Origin of the sequence: Thermoactinospora rubra (assembly GCF_002093975.1) — a bacterium.
GTDB lineage: Bacteria > Actinomycetota > Actinomycetes > Streptosporangiales > Streptosporangiaceae > Nonomuraea > Nonomuraea rubra_A.
This window is the reverse complement of record NZ_MSZZ01000062.1, coordinates 1-19,141: the sequence shown is the minus strand read 5'-3', so window position 1 is coordinate 19,141 and position 19,141 is coordinate 1. Positions and strand designations below refer to the sequence as shown.

Annotated in this window: 24 protein-coding genes; 12 read left to right on the top strand and 12 right to left on the bottom strand. The window is 70.4% G+C overall.

All coding sequences use genetic code 11. The features are described 5' to 3' along the window. Nucleotides 1–25 precede the first annotated feature (25 nt). On the bottom strand, nucleotides 26–931 hold the full coding sequence (locus tag BSB02_RS34250; RefSeq protein ID WP_084965149.1) for a DUF4190 domain-containing protein: 906 nt from the start codon (nucleotides 929–931) through the stop codon (nucleotides 26–28). A 141-nt stretch (nucleotides 932–1,072) separates the two neighbouring features. Here BSB02_RS34250 and BSB02_RS34245 point away from each other — a divergent pair, with 141 nt between their 5' ends. From BSB02_RS34245 to purM, 4 genes are read left to right on the top strand one after another with little or no spacing between them, the layout of a single operon-like run. Next, nucleotides 1,073–1,525: a MarR family winged helix-turn-helix transcriptional regulator gene (locus tag BSB02_RS34245; RefSeq protein WP_084965148.1), complete on the top strand. Its 453-nt coding sequence runs from the start codon at nucleotides 1,073–1,075 to the stop codon at nucleotides 1,523–1,525. Nucleotides 1,526–1,568: 43 nt separating this feature from the next. Beyond that, nucleotides 1,569–2,312, top strand: coding sequence for an SDR family NAD(P)-dependent oxidoreductase (locus tag BSB02_RS34240; RefSeq protein ID WP_084965147.1), 744 nt, complete (start codon nucleotides 1,569–1,571; stop codon nucleotides 2,310–2,312). 50 nt (nucleotides 2,313–2,362) lie between these two features. Beyond that, nucleotides 2,363–3,799, top strand: coding sequence for an amidophosphoribosyltransferase (gene purF / locus BSB02_RS34235; protein WP_084965146.1), 1,437 nt, complete (start codon nucleotides 2,363–2,365; stop codon nucleotides 3,797–3,799). After that, complete coding sequence (gene purM, locus BSB02_RS34230) at nucleotides 3,796–4,821, top strand: phosphoribosylformylglycinamidine cyclo-ligase (RefSeq protein WP_084965145.1); 1,026 nt, start codon at nucleotides 3,796–3,798, stop codon at nucleotides 4,819–4,821. The genes purF and purM overlap by 4 nt, the downstream gene beginning before the upstream one ends. Nucleotides 4,822–5,006: 185 nt before the next feature. On the opposite strand, the gene BSB02_RS34225 is transcribed toward purM, so the two are convergent. Beyond that, nucleotides 5,007–5,231 (bottom strand): DUF3073 domain-containing protein, encoded by a 225-nt coding sequence (locus BSB02_RS34225; RefSeq protein WP_084965144.1) that lies wholly within the window; start codon nucleotides 5,229–5,231, stop codon nucleotides 5,007–5,009. 150 nt (nucleotides 5,232–5,381) lie between these two features. Continuing rightward, the gene (locus BSB02_RS34220; protein ID WP_084965143.1) at nucleotides 5,382–6,443 is read right to left on the bottom strand and encodes a Glu/Leu/Phe/Val family dehydrogenase; all 1,062 of its coding nucleotides are present in this window, start codon (nucleotides 6,441–6,443) and stop codon (nucleotides 5,382–5,384) included. A gap of 84 nt (nucleotides 6,444–6,527) precedes the next feature. Here BSB02_RS34220 and BSB02_RS34215 point away from each other — a divergent pair, with 84 nt between their 5' ends. Then, complete coding sequence (locus tag BSB02_RS34215; protein ID WP_084965142.1) at nucleotides 6,528–7,385, top strand: DUF8083 family protein; 858 nt, start codon at nucleotides 6,528–6,530, stop codon at nucleotides 7,383–7,385. Nucleotides 7,386–7,695: 310 nt separating this feature from the next. Beyond that, entirely contained in the window at nucleotides 7,696–7,899 is a 204-nt protein-coding gene (gene bldC / locus BSB02_RS34210; RefSeq protein WP_013133571.1) for a developmental transcriptional regulator BldC, read from the top strand. Nucleotides 7,900–8,057: 158 nt separating this feature from the next. On the opposite strand, the gene BSB02_RS34205 is transcribed toward bldC, so the two are convergent. After that, nucleotides 8,058–8,723, bottom strand: coding sequence for a TetR/AcrR family transcriptional regulator (locus tag BSB02_RS34205; protein ID WP_240506915.1), 666 nt, complete (start codon nucleotides 8,721–8,723; stop codon nucleotides 8,058–8,060). Between the two features lie 161 nt (nucleotides 8,724–8,884). Here BSB02_RS34205 and BSB02_RS34200 point away from each other — a divergent pair, with 161 nt between their 5' ends. The 4 genes from BSB02_RS34200 (at nucleotide 8,885) to BSB02_RS34185 (ending at nucleotide 12,755) form a co-directional block, all read left to right on the top strand. Beyond that, complete coding sequence (locus BSB02_RS34200; RefSeq protein ID WP_084965140.1) at nucleotides 8,885–9,910, top strand: LacI family DNA-binding transcriptional regulator; 1,026 nt, start codon at nucleotides 8,885–8,887, stop codon at nucleotides 9,908–9,910. Between the two features lie 126 nt (nucleotides 9,911–10,036). Next, nucleotides 10,037–10,306 carry a hypothetical protein gene (locus tag BSB02_RS34195; RefSeq protein WP_084965139.1) on the top strand — a complete coding sequence of 90 codons (270 nt, stop codon included), beginning with the start codon at nucleotides 10,037–10,039 and terminating at the stop codon, nucleotides 10,304–10,306. A gap of 31 nt (nucleotides 10,307–10,337) precedes the next feature. Next, nucleotides 10,338–11,135, top strand: coding sequence for an N-acetylmuramoyl-L-alanine amidase (locus BSB02_RS34190; RefSeq protein ID WP_084965138.1), 798 nt, complete (start codon nucleotides 10,338–10,340; stop codon nucleotides 11,133–11,135). Between the two features lie 12 nt (nucleotides 11,136–11,147). After that, entirely contained in the window at nucleotides 11,148–12,755 is a 1,608-nt protein-coding gene (locus BSB02_RS34185) for a beta-N-acetylhexosaminidase (protein ID WP_084965137.1), read from the top strand. A gap of 24 nt (nucleotides 12,756–12,779) precedes the next feature. On the opposite strand, the gene BSB02_RS34180 is transcribed toward BSB02_RS34185, so the two are convergent. Continuing rightward, the gene (locus tag BSB02_RS34180) at nucleotides 12,780–13,835 is read right to left on the bottom strand and encodes a quinone-dependent dihydroorotate dehydrogenase (RefSeq protein WP_084965136.1); all 1,056 of its coding nucleotides are present in this window, start codon (nucleotides 13,833–13,835) and stop codon (nucleotides 12,780–12,782) included. Nucleotides 13,836–13,924: 89 nt separating this feature from the next. Between BSB02_RS34180 and BSB02_RS34175 the strand changes: the two genes are divergently transcribed. Both BSB02_RS34175 and lpdA read left to right on the top strand, forming a co-directional pair. After that, entirely contained in the window at nucleotides 13,925–14,287 is a 363-nt protein-coding gene (locus tag BSB02_RS34175; RefSeq protein WP_084965135.1) for a tautomerase family protein, read from the top strand. 19 nt (nucleotides 14,288–14,306) lie between these two features. Beyond that, nucleotides 14,307–15,686, top strand: a complete 1,380-nt coding sequence (gene lpdA, locus BSB02_RS34170) for a dihydrolipoyl dehydrogenase (RefSeq protein WP_084965134.1) — start codon at nucleotides 14,307–14,309, stop codon at nucleotides 15,684–15,686. Between the two features lie 186 nt (nucleotides 15,687–15,872). Here lpdA and BSB02_RS34165 read toward each other — a convergent pair whose 3' ends face one another. The 7 genes from BSB02_RS34165 to BSB02_RS34135 all read right to left on the bottom strand — a co-directional run bounded on the left by BSB02_RS34165 (nucleotide 15,873) and on the right by BSB02_RS34135 (nucleotide 18,898). After that, the gene (locus tag BSB02_RS34165; RefSeq protein WP_084965133.1) at nucleotides 15,873–16,262 is read right to left on the bottom strand and encodes a hypothetical protein; all 390 of its coding nucleotides are present in this window, start codon (nucleotides 16,260–16,262) and stop codon (nucleotides 15,873–15,875) included. Nucleotides 16,263–16,303: 41 nt separating this feature from the next. Then, entirely contained in the window at nucleotides 16,304–16,516 is a 213-nt protein-coding gene (locus BSB02_RS34160) for a DUF397 domain-containing protein (protein WP_084965132.1), read from the bottom strand. Between the two features lie 111 nt (nucleotides 16,517–16,627). Next, the gene (locus tag BSB02_RS34155; protein WP_084965131.1) at nucleotides 16,628–16,822 is read right to left on the bottom strand and encodes a hypothetical protein; all 195 of its coding nucleotides are present in this window, start codon (nucleotides 16,820–16,822) and stop codon (nucleotides 16,628–16,630) included. Beyond that, on the bottom strand, nucleotides 16,819–17,202 hold the full coding sequence (locus tag BSB02_RS34150; protein WP_084965130.1) for a hypothetical protein: 384 nt from the start codon (nucleotides 17,200–17,202) through the stop codon (nucleotides 16,819–16,821). The genes BSB02_RS34155 and BSB02_RS34150 overlap by 4 nt, the downstream gene beginning before the upstream one ends. Before the next feature lie 100 nt (nucleotides 17,203–17,302). After that, entirely contained in the window at nucleotides 17,303–18,139 is an 837-nt protein-coding gene (locus BSB02_RS34145; RefSeq protein ID WP_206185035.1) for a helix-turn-helix domain-containing protein, read from the bottom strand. Continuing rightward, complete coding sequence (locus BSB02_RS34140; RefSeq protein ID WP_338064369.1) at nucleotides 18,132–18,659, bottom strand: DUF6879 family protein; 528 nt, start codon at nucleotides 18,657–18,659, stop codon at nucleotides 18,132–18,134. Before BSB02_RS34140 ends, BSB02_RS34145 begins: the two co-directional genes overlap by 8 nt. A 5-nt stretch (nucleotides 18,660–18,664) precedes the next feature. Next, nucleotides 18,665–18,898, bottom strand: coding sequence for a hypothetical protein (locus BSB02_RS34135; RefSeq protein ID WP_240506914.1), 234 nt, complete (start codon nucleotides 18,896–18,898; stop codon nucleotides 18,665–18,667). Nucleotides 18,899–19,141: the final 243 nt, after the last annotated feature.

Below are 19,141 nucleotides of genomic sequence, written 5' to 3'. Positions count from 1 at the left end.
CCGGACGGCGCTCAGTAGGCGGCGCTCAGTAGGCGGCGCCGCTCCAGCGCTGCTCGATGCAGCGCTGGACGAGCTCCTGCGGCACGTTGAAGCAGGGGCCGAAGCGGCCGACGAACCACACGATGCCGGCCACGGCCAGCGCCAGGGCCAGCAGGCTGACGATGATGCCGGCCCACGCCATGCCGGGCCTGGCGCCCTTGACCAGGGCGACGATGCCCAGCACGATGCCGACGATCGCGGTCAGCGTGCCCAGGCCGCACAAGACGAGCAGGAAGACGCTGGCCACGCCGAGGATCAGCGAGGCGAGCGCCAGGCCGCCGCCGGGCTTGGCGGGCTGCCGGCCGGGCTGCGGCGCGCCGTACGGGACACCCGGTCCCGGCGCGGGCGGCACCTGGCCGCCGGGGACGCCGCTGGGGACGCCGCTGGGGACGCCGCTGGGGACGCCGCTGGGGGCACCGCCGTAGGGCGGCGGCTGCTGCGGTCCGCCCGGCGTGCCGCCGTACGGAGGCTGCTGGGGCTCGCCCGGGGTTCCCTGGGTTCCCGGGGCGTCGCCCTGTCCGGGCTGGTCGCCCCGGTCGTGCTGGTCGCCGGGCGTGCCCGCGGAGGACGCCGCCGCGCCGTACGGGGTGCTCCCCGCCTGGCCGCCGTACGGCGAGCCGCCCGAGAACGACGACCCCGGGGAAGGGGAGCCCAACGGCGAGAACCCCGGCGGCGAGGCGGGCGCGGACGGCGTGGGCGGCTCGTAGCGGGACGTCGACGGGTTCCAGCTCAGGTATGACGAGGCCGGCGTGGCGTTCTCGCCGCTCCCGGCGTGCCGCGGCGCGTACCCGTGGTGCTCCTGCGGCGCCTCCCGGGAGGACAGGTCGGGCGCACGCCACTCGGACTCGTCCTGAGGCGGGCGAGGCTGGTTCGGCTCTCCTGGTGTGGTCACGGCTCCGTCTCCCGACGTCTCGGCATACCGGATACCTCACCTTCGCCGGGCTGCCCGCCCATGACCAGAACGACACGGTAAGCGCTGGTCGATCCTTGTGTCAGCGTGCGCCCAAGACGGGGACCGAGGCAGGATGAAGGCATGCTCGACGAGACCCTGACCTACGCGCTGATCAAGATCGCCAAGATGCACCGCTACCGGGTCGCCGCCGAGCTCACCGGCCTCGGCCTGCACGTCGGCCAGGAGATGCTGCTCAACCAGCTGTGGCGGGAGGACGGGCTGCCGCAGAGCGAGCTCATCGCCCGGCTGGGGGTCGAGCCGCCGACGGTGACGAAGGCGCTGCAGCGCCTGGAGCGCGCCGGGTTCGTGCGCCGCACGCCGGACCCGCACCGGCCCCGGATGATCCGCGTGCACCTGACGGAGGAGGGCAGGCGGCTGCGGGAGCCGGTGGAGGACATCTGGCGGCGCGCGGACGAGGAGCTGCTGTCCCGCCTGGACCCGGCCGACCGGCAGACGCTGGTCCACCTGATCTTCTCCCTGTGGACGTGCCCTTCCGCCGAGGGCGAACGATCGTTGCACGCGGACACCGAGTGAGGTTAGCTGGCTAATTAGACGGCTAACTGACTTGGGAGTCATCATGCGTGTTCTCGTCACCGGAGGATCGTCCGGCATCGGCGCCGCCACCGCCGTCGCGTACGGCAGGCGCGGCCACGACGTCACCCTGACCTACAACTCGGGACGCGACCGCGCCGGGCAGGTGGTCAAGCAGGTCGAGCAGGCCGGGGGGACGGCGCGGGCCGTCCACCTGAGCCTGGACGACCACGAGACCATCCGCGCGGCGGTGGCCGAGACCGGCCCCTTCGACGCCCTGGTGGCCAACGCGGTGCGCTGGCCCAGCATGGCGACCTTCACCGCGGAGTTCGAGGACTACCCCGCCGCCGACTGGGCGGCCTCCTTGCACGCCAACGTCCTGGGCAACGTGGTGCTCGTCCAGTCGGTGCTGCCCGGCATGCGCGCCAGGAAGTGGGGCAGGATCGTGCTGATCTCCTCCGGCATCGCCGAGGAGGGCACCCCGGGCTCCGGCCCGTACGGCACGGCCAAGGCCGCGCTGCACGGCCTGGCGCGGACCCTGGCCTGGCAGGGCGGCAAGGACGGCATCCTCACCAACGTGGTGGCCGCCGGGCTGACGGCGACCGAGAACCAGCCCACGCCGCAGGAGATGCGCGACGCGATCGCCGCCCGGACCCCCAGCCGCCGCCTGTCCACCGCCGAGGACGTGGCCGAGCTCGTCTACTTCTTCGGCTCCGCCGCCAACCGCAACGTGACCGGCGAGATCGTCCGCGACGGGTCCAACGCGGCCAGGAGCGCCCACGTCATGTGACTTCCGACCCCGGGTGCGAGCATTTTGCCGCCCAACCTAAACTGAAGCACGTGCTGAAAGGCGACGGCCGGCTCGGCCATGACCTGGACCCCCAAGACCGCGCGCCGAAGGATGCCTGTGGCGTGTTCGGCGTGTGGGCGCCGGGCGAAGAAGTCTCCAAACTCACCTACTTCGGGCTGTACGCGCTGCAGCACCGCGGGCAGGAGTCCGCGGGCATCGCGGTCAGCGAGGGCAGCCGCATCCTCGTCTACAAGGACATGGGCCTGGTCGCCCAGGTCTTCGACGAGTCGATCCTCGGCACCCTCCGCGGCCACGTGGCGATCGGCCACTGCCGCTACTCCACCACCGGTTCGAGCGTATGGGAGAACGCCCAGCCCACGCTCAGCTCCACGGAGGTCGGGGGGCTGGCCCTGGCCCACAACGGCAACCTGATCAACACCCCGGAGCTGGCCCAGCGGCTGGCTCCGGGGGCCACCCGCGCCACCACCGACACCGAGGTGCTGACCACGCTGCTGGCGCAGGACCGCAGCAAGTCGGTCGAGGACGCGGCCGCCGACCTGCTCCCCCAGGTCAAGGGCGCCTACTCGCTGGTCTTCATGGACGAGAAGACCCTCTACGCCGCCCGCGACCCGCAGGGTATCCGCCCGCTGGTGCTGGGCCGCCTGTCCGGCGGCTGGGTCGTCGCCTCCGAGACCGCCGCCCTCGACATCGTCGGCGCCACCTTCACCCGCGAGATCGAGCCCGGCGAGCTCATCACCATCGACGAGCGCGGCGTCCGGTCGCGCCGGTTCGCGCTGGCCGACCCCAAGGGCTGCCTGTTCGAGTACGTCTACCTCGCCCGCCCCGACACCACCATCGCCGGACGCGGCGTCCAGGTCACCCGCGTCGAGGTCGGGCGCATCCTGGCCCGCGAGCACCCCGTCGAGGCCGATCTGGTCATCCCCACGCCCGAGTCGGGCACCCCGGCCGCCGTCGGCTACGCGCAGGAGAGCGGCATCCCGTACGGCCAGGGCCTGGTGAAGAACTCCTACGTCGGCCGGACCTTCATCCAGCCCTCCGAGACGCTGCGCCAGCTCGGCATCCGGCTCAAGCTCAACCCGCTGCGCGAGGTCGTCGAGGGCAAGCGGCTGGTCGTCGTGGACGACTCGATCGTGCGCGGCAACACCCAGCGGGCCATCGTCCGCATGCTCCGCGAGGCGGGGGCGCGCGAGGTGCACGTGCGCATCTCCTCCCCGCCCGTCGCCTGGCCGTGCTTCTACGGCATCGACTTCGCCACCCGCGCCGAGCTCATCGCCGGATCGCTGTCGGTGGAGGAGATCCGGGCGTCGCTGGGCGCCGACTCGCTCGGGTACATCTCCCTGGAGGGCCTCACCCGGGCCACCACGCTGCCCGCCGACCGGCTGTGCCGCGCGTGCTTCGACGGCTCCTACCCGATCCCGATCGACGAGTCCCACGTCGGCAAGTACGTCCTGGAGACGACGAAGTGAGTACGTACGAGGCCGCGGGCGTCGACATCGCGGCGGGCGAGCGCGCCGTCGAGCTGATGAAGTCCAAGGTCGCGCGCTCGCGCCGGCCCGAGGTCGTCGACGACGCCAGCGGCTTCGCCGGGCTGTTCGACGTGTCGTTCCTGCTGAAGTACGAGCGGCCCATCCTGGCCACCTCCACCGACGGGGTGGGGACGAAGGTCATGATCGCCCAGCAGTACGGCAAGCACGACACGATCGGGATCGACCTGGTCGGCATGGTGCTGGACGACCTCGTGGTGTGCGGGGCGGAGCCGCTGTTCATGACCGACTACATCGCGTGCGGGAAGGTGGTGCCGGAGCGCATCGCCGAGATCGTCGGCGGTGTCGCGGAGGGCTGCCGCCTGGCCGGTGCGGCCCTCGTCGGCGGTGAGACGGCCGAGCATCCGGGGGCGATGGGGCCCGGCGAGTACGACCTCGCGGGCGCCGGCACCGGCGTCGTGGAGGCCGCGGCGATGCTGGGTCCCTCGCGGGTGCGGGAGGGCGACGTCGTGCTCGGGCTCGCCTCGTCGGGAGTCCACTCCAACGGGTACTCGCTCGTCCGGCACGTGCTGCGGGAGGCGAAGCTGTCGCTCGACGCGGTGCTGCCCGAGCTGGGCCGGCCGCTCGGGGAGGAACTGCTGGAGCCGACGCGGATCTACTCGCGGGACTGCCTGGAGCTGGCCCGGTCGGTGGAGGTGCACGCCTTCGCGCACATCACCGGCGGGGGGCTGTGCGGCAACCTGGCCCGGTCGCTTCCACCCACGCTGGACGCTCTGCTTGACCGGTCGTCGTGGACGCCTCCGCCGATCTTCCCGGTGCTGGCGGAGATCGGGAAGATCCCGCAGGACTCGATGGACCGCACGTTCAACCTGGGTGTCGGCATGGCGGCGATCGTCACGCCCGAGGCGGCCGACCCGGCGTTGCGGCTGCTGGCCGCCCGGGGGCTGGACGCCTGGGTGCTGGGCGAGGTCGTGGCGGGCTCCGGCGAGGCTCGCTACCGCTGAGCATGGCGGCGGCCCCTCGCCGCAACCACCACCCCACCGTCGCCGAAGCTCACGTGGTCACCGATGCAGGCCCAAGGGGATGGAAGTGGCCAAGCTCGCGTGATTACCCGTGCGGGTACGACAGACAGGCACCCGGCGTGATAGGTCCACACCGGGTGCGCCCTGACCGTCAGCCGTGGGATCGCCTAGCGGCGGCCCGACGGACGGTCGTCATCGTCGTCGCCGTAGTCATCGGCGTAATCGGCGTACCGATCCGCCAGCTCGTCGGTGTACTCGTCGGCGTCGTGGTTGGCGTTGGAGTCTCCGATTCCAAGTTCGTCGCGAAGACGGTCAAGATCGGTGCCCCCGCTGTTGTACTTCAGCTGGCGAGCAACCTTGACCTGCTTGGCCTTTGCCCGGCCGCGCCCCATTGGCTCGACCCCCTCGTGTGGGGCCGTCCCCGACCCCTCGTCGCTAACGCACCGCAATACTGACGCCTGACCTTGCGACGCCAGTCTCTTGTTCGCCTCTTACCGTACCTGTTTTGTGCCCAGCTCGGTACGCCGTATGGGCGTGGGCCATCAGCGGCCTAGCCAAATGGCCCTAAGTCGCCCGACTTCCGACATTCTGCGCTCTGCCAGCCTATCCGCTGCGACGGCCGGAGGGACGCCCTCCTCCGCCGCGATTCCAAAGATCTTGAGGGTCGTGTCGAAGATCTGGGCGGCCTTGGCGCGCGCCCGCTCCATGGAGAACCCCTGGATCTCGTCGGCCACCTGGATGACGCCGCCGGAGTTGACCACGTAGTCGGGCGCGTAGAGGATGCCGCGCTCCTCCAGCTGCTTCTCCACGCCCGCGTGGGCCAGCTGGTTGTTGGCCGCGCCGCAGACGATCCGCGCCCGCAGCCGGGCCACGGTGTCGTCGTCGAGCGAGCCGCCCAGCGCGCAGGGAGCGTAGACGTCGATGTCGGCCGAGGTGAGCTCCGTGACGGAGTCCACCACGTCGACGGAGGGGTGCTTGCGCCGTACCCGCTCGACGGCCTGCTCGCTCACGTCGCAGACCACCACGGAGGCGCCGTCCTCGATCAGCAGGTCGACGAGGCGGTGGCCGACCTTGCCGACCCCCTCCACGCCCACACGCCTGCCGCGCAGCGACGGCGTGCCGTACACCTGCTGGGCCGAGGCCCGCATGCCCTGGAAGACACCGAAGGAGGTCAGGACCGAGGAGTCGCCCGCGCCGCCGTGCGCGACGGTGCGGCCGGTCACGAAGCGCGACTCCCGCGCCACGATGTCCATGTCCTCGCTGTAGGTGCCCACGTCGCAGGCGGTGATGTACCGCCCGCCGAGCGACTCGACGAAGCGTCCGTAGGCGCGCAGCAGCGCCTCGGTCTTGTCCTTGGCCGGGTCGCCGATGATGACGGCCTTGCCGCCACCGAGGTCGAGGCCCGCGAGGGCGTTCTTGTAGGCCATCCCCTTGGAGAGGTTGAGCACGTCGGCCAGCGCGGCCTCCTCGCTCTCGTAGGGATAGAACCTGGTCCCTCCCAGTGCCGGTCCTAGTGCGGTGTTGTAGACGGCGATGATGGCGCGCAGCCCGCTCTGCCGGTCGGCGCAGAAGACGACCTGCTCATGCCCGAAGACGTCGGTCACGGTAGTGACTCCCTGTCCAGGTCCGCCGCCCCTTCGCGGCGGAGATCCCTTCAAGCGTAGGAGACTTCATGACACGATGCCTCCGTGCTGCCCTTTGCCGCGTATCTCCGCGTGTACGAACCCCTGACCGCGTTCGGCGCCTCCGAGCAGAAGGCCTGGGCCGAGTACGCCGCCTCGACGGACCGCCCGCGCCGGGCCACCGCGCTGGAGGCCGAGCACGGCGAGTCGTTGATGCGCCTGCTCGGCCGGCCGCCCCACCCGGCGCCCGGCCAGGAGAGCCGCAACGCCTATCTGAGGCGCGTGGAGGACCGCCTGTACGTCTGCCCCTGGCAGACCCGCCTGCGGTCGTGGCTGGCCTTCTCACGGCTGCGGGGGAACACGCCCGTGAAGCTGATGGACAAGTTCTACCCCAAGGCGATCGCCGACCAGACGGCCGACGACTTCGACCGCTACAAGCGCGCCAAGGGCTCGGCGGGGTTGCGCACCCACATCCGCACCAGCACGTGGCACGTTCCGCTGTCGTGGTTCGTGCCGTTCGACGGCACCGAGCGCTGGCTGGTGCTGGGCACGGCCGGCAAGGACGTGACGACCACGACGGGGCGCAACCTCATCTACGTCACCTCGATGGCCCAGGCCCGCAGGCGTACGGCCCGCGCCCTCCAGGTGCTGCGCAGGCACGTCGGCGAGGTCGCCACCAGCATGGAGGTGGAGGACGTGGCCAGGTGGCTGGAGGAGTTCCATCCGCACTCGCTGGTCGAGCTCGACTACGGTGGCCTGGTTCACCTGATGGACGACGAGGCGCTCAAGGCGGACCACTCCGTCGCCGAGGTGGCGGCCGCGCTGACGGGTCTGGACACCGGTCAGGAGGAGCTCGCCTTCGCCATGTACCAGCGGGTGACTCTTCGCTGGAAGTCAATGCAACTTCTGGAATCTGCCAACTGAGCCCGCTCGCGACACTCTGACCTGCATAAGTAGGTGACGCGGCAGGGCGGCGCCGTTCTGCGAACTGAGTAGTTTGCCGTTTTCACTGCGATACCACGAAACGTGTCGCTAGAATCACCGAGCGTGACATCGCCATGGGGGCGGATAGATGGGTCAAAAGGGCTCGCCAATCGCTCTGCGTGGCGGTATGGTCACTTCGGGTGATGCCGCATATGGCTCAGGAAAGCCGCACGCGCTGGGCCGTAGGGGACATCCGAGACAGGCGAAAAGGGACCGGTAGAGCCGTCCACACGGAGGAGAGGCCGCACAAATGTCAGCTCGTACACCCGAGGCCGAGCCGCTGCTCACGCCCGCCGAGGTCGCGACCATGTTCAGGGTCGACCCCAAGACCGTCACTCGGTGGGCGAAGGCAGGCAAGTTGACGTCGATCCGCACCCTCGGAGGTCACCGGCGTTACCGGGAGACCGAGGTCCGCGCGCTGCTGGCGGGCATTCCGCAGCAGCGCTCGGAGTAGTCGGGCCGGGGGACAGGAGTCATCCGGGGGCTGCCCCGGCGTCGCCCCGGTCACGGGGAGACGTTAAACGCTCGTGAACTCGTCCGCCGGGACGACGTCACGCTTCAAGGGAGCGGGGGAATGGCGCCGCCCGCCCGGCGCCATCCTTCCACCGGCCCCTACGGCTCCGGCGAGAGCTGCTCGTGCACGAGGGTGTCGAGCAACCGCCCGACCTTCTCGTCGTGCCGCGCCGCCACGCCCAGCAAGGCGACCATCTGGTCGACGAGCATGCGCTCCAGCGTGGGACGCTCGATGTCGCGGTGCTCCAGCCAGTCCAGGCCCGCCGTCTCGACCGAGGCGATCCAGGACCGCAGGGTGGCGCGCAGCACCGGGCTCGGCTCCTCCACGCGCATCTGCGCCATGATCATTCGGAACAGGCGCTGCCGTACGCCGTCGACGATCTCGCCGACCTCGCCCGCGCGGTTGGCCGGGCCGCCGCGCAGCAGCGCCGCGAAGCCGGCGGCGTGCTCCTCGACGAAGTCGAAGTAGCGGCTCAGGCCGGAGGCCAGCTCGTCGAGCGGGCGGCCGTCCCCGTGCGGCCGCAGGCGCGCCTCCAGCTGCTCGGCCGCGCTGCGCAAGGCCGCGACGTAGAGCTCCTGCTTGCCGCCGAAGTAGTGGTAGACCAGCGCGCGGGACGCGCCGGCGGCCGAGGCCACGTCGTCGATGGAGACCTCTTCGGCGTCGTGCTTGCTGAACAGCTCCAGGGCGGCCGCCATGAGCTCCTCGCGACGGCGGTCGACGCTGAGCCTGCGCCGAGCAGGGCGGGCGGTCTTGCCGGGTGTCACACCTGCACAGTATCCGACCGCGCGCCCGGGGACCGACGCTCCGCGGCCCGGCCCCGTCGCGATCCTTTCTCTGAAACCTTCCTGTGAAGTCGGCCGTACCCTGCGGCGAACTCGATCGTTTGGTGAGACAGGTGCCCATCCACGCATCGCGGGGGAGACACATGTCAGGACCGCCCGTCAACTCAACCATCACCCGGCCCACCATCCGCAACGTCGCAGAACGCGCCGGCGTCTCCAAATCGCTGGTCTCGCTGGTGCTGCGCGGATCCCCGCACGTGAGCGAGCACAGGCGGCAGGCCGTGCTCCAGGCGGCGCGGGAGCTCGGCTACCGCCCCAACGCGGTCGCCCGCAGCCTCGTCGAGGGCCGGACCCACCTGGTCGGCGCGCTCGTCGCCGACCTGCACAACCCCTTCTACGCCGAGTTCCTGGACGGCCTGCAGGAGAGCCTGCACGGCGACGGACTGCGCATGCTCATCGGCAACAGCCAGTGGGATCCCGCCTTCGAGGACGAGGCCGTCGAGGCCTTCCTGGAGCTGCGGGTCGACGGGCTGGTACTGCTGGGCATCGCCCCCACCAGCGAGACCCTCATCGAGGCCACCTCCTACACCCCGACCGTGGTCGTGGGCGAGCGCGACGTCGACCTGCCGAACGTCGACATCGTGGTCGACGACGACCAGCTCGGCGCCCGCCTGGCCGTCGACCATCTCGTGGAGCTCGGCCACAAGCGCATCGCCCACATCGAGGGCAGCCGCTCCAGCCGCTGCGAGGGCTACCTGATGGCCATGCGCCGCCAGGGGCTCGCGCCGTACATCATGGTCGAGCACGGCGACTGCTCCGAGGAGGGCGGCAGGCGCGCCGCCATGTCGCTGCTCACCCGCGAGCCGCGTCCCACCGCTGTCTTCGCCTCCAACGACATGGTCGCCCTCGGCGTGCTGTCGGCGGCCGGCGAGCTCGGCCTGCGGGTGCCGGAGGACCTGTCGGTCGTCGGCTACGACAACACCCAGCTGTCGGCGGCCCACCAGATCTCGCTCACCACGGTGGACCAGCCGCGGCGCACCATGGGACGGTCGGCCGCCGCCCTGCTGAGCGACCGCATCTCCGACCCGGCCAAGGCCGCCCGGGTCCGCCAGGTCACGCCGCAGCTCGTCGTACGGCGCAGCACGGGACCGGAGGCCCTCACGAGCTGACAGGGACGAGCCGACGTGCACGCGGCCCGGCCAAGGTCCCGCCAAGGCTGGGTCAACCCCTCCGAGCGCCTGCCGCGCCCCGTGATAACTCCGAAGCGTCATGGAGTCTGATCCGGGGGGACAGTCATGCGTGATCCGGAACTGGTGTCCTGCGCCCAGCGCGCCGCCGCGGAGCTCGAGCGCGCGTGGGCGCAATGGCGAGCGGGCATGGACCGCGACGCCGAGGCCGGCGCCGACCCGGCGGCCGGCTCGGCGGCGAGCTCGGTGGCCAGCTATGTGGCCCACTCCCTCGACCACCCCTGGGGACGGCCGCGCGTGGTCCTGGGCCTGGACGCCGACGAGGCACGCGAGCTGGCCGCCCTCCTGCACCGCCAGGAAATGGGCGAACACGTCTGACCAGTCCCGGCGGTGACGTAAGTTGGAGCCCATGCGTGCACTACCAGCCTCCGTCGCCGCCATCCTCGCCCTGGCCGCCTCCGCCTGCGCGGGCACGGCCGGCGGCACCGCGGCACGCGCCGAGCTGCCCGCTCCGCCGGCCGCCAAGCCGGCGGCCAAGCCCGCCGTCAAGCCGCTGCAGGGCAAGGTCGTCGTCGTCGACCCGGGCCACAACGGCGGCAACTACCGCTACCCCAAGCAGATCAACCGCAAGGTCAACGTGCTGACCAAGTGGAAGGCGTGCGAGACGACCGGCACGGCCGACGCCACCGGCTACAAGGAGGCCACCTTCGCCTGGGACGTCTCCAACCGCCTGGCGAAGATCCTGCGCGAGCAGGGCGCCACGGTGAAGCTCACCAGGAACAACGACAACAGCTGGGGGCCGTGCATCACCGAGAGGGCCGCCATCGGCAACAAGGCCGGGGCCGACGCGGCGATCTCCGTGCACGCCGACGGGTCCGCGCCCGCCAACCACGGCTTCCACGTCATCATGCCCAAGAAGATCGGCGGCCCCGTCGACCCGGTCGTGGACGACTCGCGCGAGCTCGGCATCGCGATCCGCGACGCCTACCGGAAGATCACCGGCCTGCCGTACTCCACCTACATCGGCTCCAAAGCGCTCGACTTCCGCGACGACCTGGGCGGGCTGAACCTGTCGTCCGTGCCGAAGGTCTTCATCGAGTGCGGCAACATGCGCAACGCTCAGGAAGCGGCCAAGTTCCGCGACCCCGAGTTCCGCCAGCGGATCGCGCAGGCGCTGGCCACCGGGCTGGAGAACTACCTCAAATGACATGATCGGGGCATGACTTCGCTGCTTCCCCGCCCCGATCTCCTCAGCCCGCTCTCCGGCTCCTTCGAGCTGCCCGCCGGCGCGACCGTGTCCGGCCCCGCCGTTCTGGCCGACGCCGTACGGCGCGCGCTCGTCTTCCTCGACCTGCGGCCGGGCGACTCCGGTGAGATCGACGTGCGTGAGGACCCCGCGCTGGGCCCGGAGGCGTACCGGCTGACAACCGGCTCGCGCGGCGTGGAGATCGTCGCAGGGGGCCGCGCCGGCGCCTTCTACGCCGCCCAGACGCTGCACCAGCTGCTGCCCGCCGCCGCCTACCGGTTCTGCGAGGGCGGGTCCTGGCCTGTGCCGGGCGTGCGGGTGGAGGACTCTCCCGCGTACGGCTGGCGCGGGCTCCACCTCGACGTGGCACGGCACTTCTTCCCCAAGCGGGAGGTGCTGCGGCTGGTGGACCTCATGGCTGTGCACAAGCTCAACCGGCTGCACCTGCACCTGGTGGACGACCAGGGCTGGCGGGTGGAGAGCAGGGCCTACCCGCGGCTGCACGAGGTCGGCTCCCACCGGCCGCGCACGGCGGTGCACGCCTGGGGCGAGCCGGAGGAGTACGAGGAGGTGCCGCACGGCGGCTACTACACGCTGGAGGACCTGAGGGAGATCGCGGCGTACGCGCGGTCGCGGGAGGTCGTGATCGTGCCGGAGATCGACGTCCCCGGGCACGCGACGGCCATCCTGGCGGCCTACCCCGAGTTCGGGCCCACGGGCGAGCCGTACCAGGTCCTGGACAAGTGGGGCATCTCCTCGGCCATCCTGTCGCCGCTGCCGCGGACGGTGGAGTTCCTGACCGCGATCTTCGACGAGATCCTGGCGGCGCTGGGGCCCACGCCGTACTTCCACATCGGCGGCGACGAGGTCGTGCTCGACCACTGGGCGGAGTCGGCGCAGATCGTGGCCTACCAGAAGTCGCTGGGGCTGGCGTCGGTCGCGGAACTGCACGCCTGGTTCCTGCGGCGGCTGGCCGACGTGCTGGCCGAGCGCGGGTCGCGGGCGGTGGTGTGGGACGAGGCGTTCGTCAGCGGGGAGCTGCGTGCCGACACGATCGTGATGCCGTGGCGCGGCATGGGCGTCGGGCGGCGGGCCGCCGCGGCCGGGCACGACGTCATCGCCTGCCCGGTGTTCCCGCTGTACTTCGACTACGCGGAGGCCGGGTCGCCGGAGGAGCCGCGGGCGATCGGGGACGCGATCACGGTGGCCGACGTCGCCGCCTTCGCCCCGGCGCCGGAGTCGTGGAGCGCGGAGGAGGCCGCCCGCGTCCTGGGGGTGCAGGCGCAGCTGTGGAGCGAGCGGATCGGCGACGGGCGGCTGCTGGACTACCGGGCCTGGCCCCGGGCGTGCGCGCTGGCGGAGGTGGGCTGGGCGGGGTCCGGGGGTGAGGACTTCGCCTCCCGCCTGACGGCTCACCTGGAGCGGCTGGACGCGCTGGGGGTGGAGTACCGCCCGCTGGCCGGGCCCCGGCCGTGGCAGCGCCGCCGTCCCCACCGGCCCAGCACGGTGCCGGTGGCCGAGGCGACGGCGCGGTGGGAGGAGCGGACGCTTTCGGCGGAGTCGACCCGGCCGAGCGTGTGACTCGCGGGGGGCGGCTTGGGGCGCTCAGGCGGCGGTGCGGCCGATGATGTCGCGCACCGACGAAGCCCCGTGGCGCAGGAGGCGGCGGGACAGGGCCCGGTGGATGCGGTAGGCCCAAAGCGGCCCGCCGTAGATCATCCCCGTGTAGCCCTGCACCAGGGTCGCCCCCGCGAGCAGCCGCTGCCACACGTCGTCGACGTCCTCGACTCCCCCGACCGACACCAGGGCCAGCCGGTCGCCGACCCGGGCGCGCAGGCGGCGCAGCACCTCCAGCGACCGCTTCTTCAGCGGCCGGCCCGACAGCCCCCCGCTCTCCCCCGAGTGCCTGATCGTGGTGTTCGTCGCGATGATGCCGTCCAGCCCCATCTCGAGCGCCAGGTCCGCGACGGCGTCGACGTCCTCGTCCGCCAGGTCCGGGGCGATCTTCACCAGCAGCGGCGTCCGCCGCGGCGTGGCGTCGGTGACCTCCTTCACCGCGGCCAGCAGCGGCCGCAGCCGCTCCACGGCCTGCAGGTCGCGCAGGCCCGGCGTGTTGGGCGAGCTGACGTTCACGACCAGGTAGTCCGCCAGCGGCGCCAGCTCCTTGGCGCTGGTGACGTAGTCGTCGATCGCCCCCGACTCCGGCACCACCTTGGTCTTGCCGATGTTCACCCCGACGACCACCGGCACTCCCCTGGTACGGCGCAGCCGCCGGGCCGCGGCGTGGGCGCCGGAGTTGTTGAACCCCATCCGGTTGACGATCGCCCGCTCCCGCACCAGCCGGAACAGCCGCGGCCGGGGGTTGCCCGGCTGCGCGTGGGCCGTGATCGTGCCCACCTCCACGTGCCCGAACCCCAGCGCCGACAGCGCCTCCACGCAGGCCGCGTCCTTGTCGAACCCCGCCGCCAGCCCGAAGGGCGAGGGGAAGTGGACGCCGAAGGCCGACACGCGCAGCGCGGGGTCGTGCGGGGCCAGGACCCGGTGCATCGCCTTGCGGACGACGGGCAGCCGCGAGAGCACGGCCAGCAGCCGGACGGTCGCGTGGTGCACGGCCTCGGCGTCGAAGCGGCACAGGACCAGCGAGAACAGGAGTCGGTACATCAGGGCTCAGGCTACCAACCCGGCCGCGCAGGCGATGATCGCGCGGGGCCGCGCCGGGTGCGGCCGGACTGTGCCCCTATAGTGCCGGGATGGCCCATGTGAAGCTGTATGGACGCCGGGACGTGTGGGCGGAGCGCCGCCGGGAGGCGTCCGACGCCGTCCACGAATGCCTGGTCCAGGAGTGGGGGCTGCCGGAGGACAAGCGCTTCCACCGGTTCTTCCTCATGGACGCCGAGGACTTCCTCTGCCCGCAGCGCGGCGAGAGCTACCTGATCGTCGAGATCCTGTGCTTCGCCGGCAGGAGCGAGGAGGCCAAGCGGCGGCTGCACCGCGCGATCTCCGCGAGGTTCGACGAGGTGGAGATCATCATCGTGGAGTCGCCCAAGGTGAACTGGGGCATTCGGGGTGTCCCCGCCGACGAGTTGGCCCTGCCGTACAGGGTGGAGGTCTGACCCGGCTAATGTCCGGGGTATGAGCAACCACTATGACGTAGTCGTCCTCGGCGCCGGGCCGGGGGGTTACACTGCCGCGGTCCGCGCCGCCCAGCTCGGTCTCGAGACCGCCGTGGTCGAGGAGAAGTACTGGGGCGGCGTCTGCCTCAACGTGGGCTGCATTCCCTCCAAGGCGCTGCTGCGCAACGCGGAGCTGGCGCACATCTTCACGCAGGAGGCCAAGACCTTCGGCATCAACGGCGAGGTGACCTTCGACTACGGCGCCGCCTTCCAGCGCAGCCGCAAGGTCGCCGAGGGCCGCGTCAAGGGCGTGCACTACCTGATGAAGAAGAACGGCATCACCGAGTACAACGGCCGCGGCACGTTCCTCGACGCCAACACCATCCAGGTGAACGGCGAGCAGATCACCTTCGACCACTGCATCATCGCGGCCGGCACCACCACCCGGCTGATCCCCGGCACGCAGCTGTCGGAGCGGGTGGTGACCTACGAGGAGCAGATCATGACCGATCAGCTCCCGGGCAGCATCATCATCGCGGGCGCGGGCGCGATCGGCGTGGAGTTCGCCTACGTGCTGCACAACTACGGCGTCAAGGTGACGCTCGTGGAGTTCCTCGACCGCGTGGTGCCGCTGGAGGACGAGGAGGTCTCCGCCGAGCTCGCCAAGCGCTACAAGCGGATGGGCATCGAGATCCACACCTCGACCAAGGTCGAGAACATCGAGGACACCGGCTCCTCGGTCCGCGTCACCGTGTCCAAGAACGGCCAGCAGCAGGTGCTGGAGGCCGACAAGGTGCTCCAGGCGATCGGCTTCCAGCCGCGCGTGGAGGGCTACGGCCTGGACAAGACCGGCGTGCAGCTGACCGACCGCGGCGCGATCGCCGTCGACGGCCGCGGCCGGACGAACGTGCCGCACATCTTCGCCATCGGCGACGTGACGGCCAAGCTCATGCTCGCGCACGCCGCCGAGGCGATGGGCATCGTGGCCGCCGAGACGATCGCGGACCACGAGACCATGGAGATCGACTTCGTCATGGTGCCGCGTGCGACGTACTGCCAGCCGCAGATCGCCAGCTTCGGCTACACCGAGGCGCAGGCGCGGGAGCTGGGGTACGACGTCAAGGTGCAGAAGTTCCCGTTCACGGCGAACGGCAAGGCCCACGGCCTGGGCGACGCGAACGGCTTCGTCAAGATCATCGCAGACGAGAAGTACGGCGAGATCCTCGGCGCCCACCTGATCGGCCCGGAGGTCACCGAGCTGCTGCCCGAGCTGACCCTGGCCCAGCAGTGGGACCTGACCGTGCACGAGGTGGGCAGGAACATCCACGCCCACCCCACGCTCGGCGAGGCGGTCAAGGAGGCGATCCACGGCCTGGCCGGGCACATGATCAACATGTGAGGGCGGCTGCTTGCCGAAGGGCCAAGGGCGTGGGCCTGCGCCTGGCGGGCTCGGGGCTGTGCTCAGTGGGGGGCCTGCGGCCCACCCCCACGCCCCCGGTGCGAGGGGACTGCCGTCCCCTCGCGCTCCCCGGACGCGAACCCGCTTCGGAAGACGTTCATCCATGGCCGCCTCCCGTTGGTCGCACTACCTGGCCATGGGACAGGGATGGTTCACGTGCCGGTTTGGGCAGCAGATCATGCCGAGGGTGATGAAGCGGCCACCATGGAGCCATTCGCCCCACTGCACGTCCACCCCGCGCGGCAGCAGATCGGCAGCCACAGTCCGGCGATGTTCCAGCGGGACCGTGTCGCTTCCCGGACGGACAGGCTCATACTCCCCGGCCATCCATTCCACCGCCTTGTCTGCGTCGTCGAAGGTCTCCACGATTCTCGCGGGCGGTTTGGCCAGCCAGTCGCCCGTCCGCATGGGCGGCAGCGGCGAGGTGGCGAAGTCCGGTGAGTCCGGGCGGCGTTCGGCCTCGCGCTTGAGCTCGGCGCCGTGGCCGGTCCAGGTGTAGGCGTGCCAGTGCATCATGCCCCCATACAGTCCCTACCGTCGAGGAGGGGACGGCGCTTCTAGATGGTCCTCCCTCCGGCGGCGCGCAGCTCGGCACCGGTGAACCGGAGCGTCCCGGCATCGGGGTTCTTCGAGTCCCGCAGGGCGAAGGCGTCGATCGCACCGGGAACCGGCGCGATCTCCACACAGGACTCTCCCTCCTCTTCCTGCTGGTTGCCGCCGCACAGGCGACGGAAGGCCGGCGGGCCGAGGTCCCTGGCGTACAGGTCCATCTGGGTGTGCCCTCCTTTCCGCTCGGGCCGGGTGGCCCGAAGTGATGGCACGGCCGACGGCCGGGCTGGTCTGCCAACCGCCGGCCGTGCGCCTGGGGAGCGGCCGAGCGCTCACAGGCGCGCCTGCCGCTCCAACTGCGGAACCAGACCAGCCAGATCACCGGCCACCAGCACCAGGAGCATCCCTCGCCGATACTCCTCATCCGTCAGGGACCGCTGCCGTCGCACGGCGGCCACCCCGATGGCCATGCGCGGGAAGAACTCCCAGACCCGCCCGTACCGGTCCTGAAGCTCGGCCGGTGTCATCGCCCGTCTGCCATCGACAGATGAGACAGCAGCTTCACGACCAGGTCGGGCTGGTCGGCGGGCACCGGGTGGGCGCCCGCAGCGTTGCCCGCCACCGACACCAGATAGGCGCCCGATTGGGCTCCGACCGTCACCTCGGCCACCTTCGGCCCCCGAGGCGCGTACACGACAAGCTCGGGAGCCTTACGCCGGACGACGCCGAAACCACCGCGCCGGCCGTCGAGACACAGGCCAATCCGCGACACCCGACACGTCAGGAACCCGCGAGATCTCAGCAGCTCTCGCACCACGTCTAATGCCGCCTCGACCTGGTCGGCCACGCGGTCGGAGAGGGGCTCGTCGCTGTCTACCTGCTGTGATGCCGTCTGTCCGGTAGCCATGCGTCGACGGTACGAAGCACCTAGGATAGGGACAAGCAAGTTGCTCGCAATTTCTCCAACTAGTGGGCTCCCGCACTGGAGAAACGAAACGCCAGGCAACCTAGGCAGTGAGATCTTCCATCACGCCCGTAATGATCTGTCGTGCTTGCGACCCGTACTGCGCGGCCTTGGCAAACCAGGTGAACAGGCGTGCGTATTGCTCGATTTCCTCCGGAAGGGTCAGTGTCAGCTCTGCGGCGACGGTTTCGACGTGAACCGCCCGATCGTCGAAGATCCAGAAGCCATGCTGGGGAGCGAACGGCAAGGGCGTGTTCATGGCGATGACGCCCAGTCGGATACGCGGCATCATCGACAGTCCAATCAAGCGATCCAACTGGCCGAGCATCACATCGACGGGGGCCATGCCCAGCCGGAGGGCGCTCTCCAGAAGCACGAAGTGGAAGGACTTGGCCGGGTTGTACAGCACCTCCTGACGCCGCATCCGCATCGCCACCCCCTCCTCCAGGTCATCGGGTATCCGGTGGAAGGCGATCACCTGGGACAGGCGCAGCCGTGCGTACTCACTGGTCTGAAGAAGGCCGGGGATGAGCACGGACTCGAACACGCGAAGGTGAGAGGTCTCCGCTTCCAGCTCCGCCCAGCTTTGCTGCCGTGTCCTGGTGCCGAGCCGGAGTTGCCGCCGCCATTCGGCGTACAGGGTTTCCATCGCGCGGAGCGCCGCGACGAGATCGGCGGCTTCCTCCGGCTTGCCCACGGCTGCACACCAGGCGTGGATGTCGGCTTCCGAGGGCGTTTGGCGGCCGTTCTCCAGCTTGCTGACCTTGGACGGCTGCCAGGAGTACCGCGCGGCCAGCTGCCGCCCAGTCATCCCGGCTGCGAGCCTGAGTTCCTTGAGTCTTGCTCCCATCTGCTGACGGGCGCGGGCGATGTCACGCACGGAGCTTCACGAACTCCTCAAGCGGAGTCGAGTGTTCCCAGGCGATGTCGCGCCACACCCGATGCCGGCCGACCACGGCGGGGTCGGTGATGATCTCCGCCCCGTGCAGGACGTCGTCATCGTCCAGATGCAGCAAGGCCAGCCGTTCGTCGTCGAACAGCCACCAGTCCGTCTGAGGCAGGCCCAGCCGTTCGGCCTCACGACGGTCCAGGTAGTGGATCAGGTCTCCGGCGCGGATGCTGTGGCGGGCCACGTGCATGCTGAACCGGGTGTAGTCGGAGAACGGGTACGACACCACTCTGACGCGACGCACCGTGCGGCCATGCTTGGCATGCGCGCGCATCAGGTCAAACCATCCCTGCATCCAGGCCAGGTCGTCGGGCTCCCCTGCAAGGAACCGGCGAAGCGGCTCTTCTTCGTCCTTGGCCAGGTGGTACCGCTCGCGTGTCTCCAGGCGGAAGGCCGAAGCGGTGAAGGAGGAGAACAAGGCGTCGAACTCGTCTCCGGTGACTAGAGGCATGCCGATCACCCTAGGAACTTGAACAATTCCTTGGGAACCTCCACGAACGCCTCGCCGTCGAGGATGTCTCGGGCATCGGCCAGCGTCGCGGGATCGGTCACCTGCATGCCCTGGATGACCAGGGTTCCCCGGTCTGTTTCGTAGATGGTGGGACATCCGCCTTGGTTCGACGTGCTGCCTACGAACCGCAGCCGCATGTGCTTGATTTCTGGGGAAGTTGCTTGATGTTTCTCAGCCATAGCCGCGATGTTCCGTCTCATGTCTCAAGCTGTCAACCAGCTCAGCGCCAGATGGCCTCGGTCGGGGTCAGGACGACGTCGGCACACGTGCTGACAACGCGAATCAACCACAACCAACGAGAAGCCTCAGACTCACGGCATGGCCCTGTTGAGTGGGGTGCGCCTACGCGCCATCCCACACCCCGGTGCGGGCGTTCCCTCAGAGCCTGCTGACAAAGGCTTAAGTCCTGGTGGGGATGGGCC